This is a genomic window from Flavobacteriales bacterium (genome assembly GCA_013214975.1).
In the GTDB taxonomy this organism is placed as follows: Bacteria; Bacteroidota; Bacteroidia; order DT-38; family DT-38; genus DT-38.
In genome coordinates this window covers 1-2130 of record JABSPR010000346.1, presented here as the reverse complement: position 1 = coordinate 2130, position 2130 = coordinate 1, and the positions used below count along the sequence as shown (strand labels likewise).

Below are 2130 nucleotides of genomic sequence, written 5' to 3'. Positions count from 1 at the left end.
ACGTACAACTTATAAAAGAGAATGTCAGTAGTAAATATAGTATGGTTTTCATTTTGTTATGCCCTAACGATTCCATTTAGCCATGTGCGAGCTCCGCGAGCCACATTGGCTGAAATGGCTGGTTATGTATGGCGAATTCACATATTAAGGTTATAATCACGGACTATACAAATACCCACTCCACTTTTGAATTCTAAACTTCGGACATATTACTGTGAGCACACGCTATGGAAGTAAAAAAAACCAAACTAAGCCTAATAGCAAAGGACTGCACCCGAGGAATCTACACAAGCAGGGCTATGATTTTCCTTCTCTCGTGAAAAGTTACCCGCCACTAGCCCCATATGTTAAAACAAACGCTCACGGCAACCTGTCTATCGACTTTACAGATCCACTGGCAGTAAAAGCCCTGAATACCTCGCTATTGAAGAGATACTATAACATTATCGATTGGGATATTCCAGAAGGTTCTCTTTGTCCGCCCATCCCAGGTAGAGTCGACTACATCCATTACATAGCTGAGTTGCTTGGGGTTAGCGAGTCAACTACTAATCTAGCTAATATCCAGCCCAAAATCACCTTGCTCGATATAGGAACTGGTGCAAATGGAATATATTCACTATTGGCCTGCCAAATATACGATTGGCATTGTGTAGGTAGTGATATTAATAATCAGTCGCTTGAGAATGTAGCCTCGATTATCGCTAACAACCCCAAGCTAAAAGATTGCTTCACACTACGCATGCAACACGATAAAAATCATATTTTTGACGGTGTTATTCAGGCGGGAGAATCATTTGATATCAGCGTATGCAATCCACCCTTCCATGCTTCTCAAGATGAAGCACTCAAAGGTAGTCAGCGTAAGCTCAACAACCTTGCGCGTAATCGCGGTGAGCAAACAACCACGAGCTTTAATGAAAATGACGCCACTCAAAAATCAATACCCACGTCTCCTACTCTAAATTTTGGCGGTCTAGAAGCAGAGCTTTGGTGTAAGGGCGGCGAACGAATGTTCCTTAAAAAATTAATAAAAGAAAGCCAAGTATTTTCAGCTCAATGCCGATGGTTTACCAGTCTAGTTTCGAAAATTGACAATGTTAAGCCTGCAAAAAAATTGATTCGTAAGCTTGGTGCGACTGATATACGAGAAATAGAAATGAAGCAGGGAAATAAAATTACGAGAATATTAGCATGGACATTCACCTAAATCTCGAACTAGCATTACCGATGACTACGCCACTTTTTTAATGAAGGAATTCTAGTAATCTTTTTTAGTCATTGCTGAGGTAGGATTAAGTGCGTTTAAATATTTCATAATGGTTATCGTTTTTTTTATTTAGTCTTGAGTTCTGAACGGTCTCTTTTCCGCTCTCCAACTTCTATCTTTTTCGCCGGATTCGATGCCAATCTTTTAAACTCACTAATTCTTACTTATTAGTGGATATTAGTGGTTAAAAATTCTTACCACTAATTTTCACTAATTAATGTTCAGCACTTTAAATTTATTGAGTTCAATTTCACTTGAGTTCTATTTCCACGCTCCGATAACATCTGAATCAGCCGTACGCGAGCTTCAGCGAGCCGTATCGGCTGGATTCTCTGGTTGGTTAGGTTTTATGCTTTTCTATTTTTTGTTTTAAACTTTGGTATTGATCTTGACTTATATTTTCTTTTTTAAGTCTATCATTTAGGCCTAGAATCATATCATCTGTATTTAAACTACACCAATCCCATGCCATCATTTCGAAATTATACCAACCAGCAGTTTCCCAAGCGACTAATCTCATTTCATTGATTGTATTATCACTTATGTTTCTTTCGTGTAATTCATTAATAAATCTATAATAATATTCAATATCATGGTCAGTATCGATGACTTCTTCTAGAACTAACTCCCAAGTACCCATTTTGGGTAATCTAGGTAATTGAGTAAGCTCATCATTTGATAGCGTTTTTATATTAGTCATAGCTTCTAATAATCTACCATCAGACTTTATTCCTAATAAGAAATTAGTTGTTATGAAGCTAGGAGTATATTTCATTTTATTACGTCTTTTATTCTGGGTATCCAATATGTTATAATGGCTGAATGTTAAAGATTCCCATAAATGGTAAAATATTTTTTTT

2 protein-coding genes are annotated in these 2130 nt (G+C 37.0%); one reads left to right on the top strand and one right to left on the bottom strand.

Going from position 1 to position 2130, the window contains the following annotated elements:
* The first annotated feature begins 214 nt into the window (after positions 1-214).
* Complete coding sequence (gene rlmF, locus HRT72_11165) at positions 215-1210, top strand: 23S rRNA (adenine(1618)-N(6))-methyltransferase RlmF (protein NQY68264.1); 996 nt, start codon at positions 215-217, stop codon at positions 1208-1210.
* A 400-nt stretch (positions 1211-1610) separates the two neighbouring features.
* Here rlmF and HRT72_11160 read toward each other — a convergent pair whose 3' ends face one another.
* On the bottom strand, positions 1611-2045 hold the full coding sequence (locus tag HRT72_11160) for a hypothetical protein (GenBank protein ID NQY68263.1): 435 nt from the start codon (positions 2043-2045) through the stop codon (positions 1611-1613).
* Between the last annotated feature and the right edge of the window lie 85 nt (positions 2046-2130).

Excerpts from the sequence above, each read along its gene's own strand:
- HRT72_11160 (NQY68263.1), bottom strand. The coding sequence starts at position 2,045 with ATGAAATATACTCCTAGCTTCATAACAACTAATTTCTTATTAGGAATA.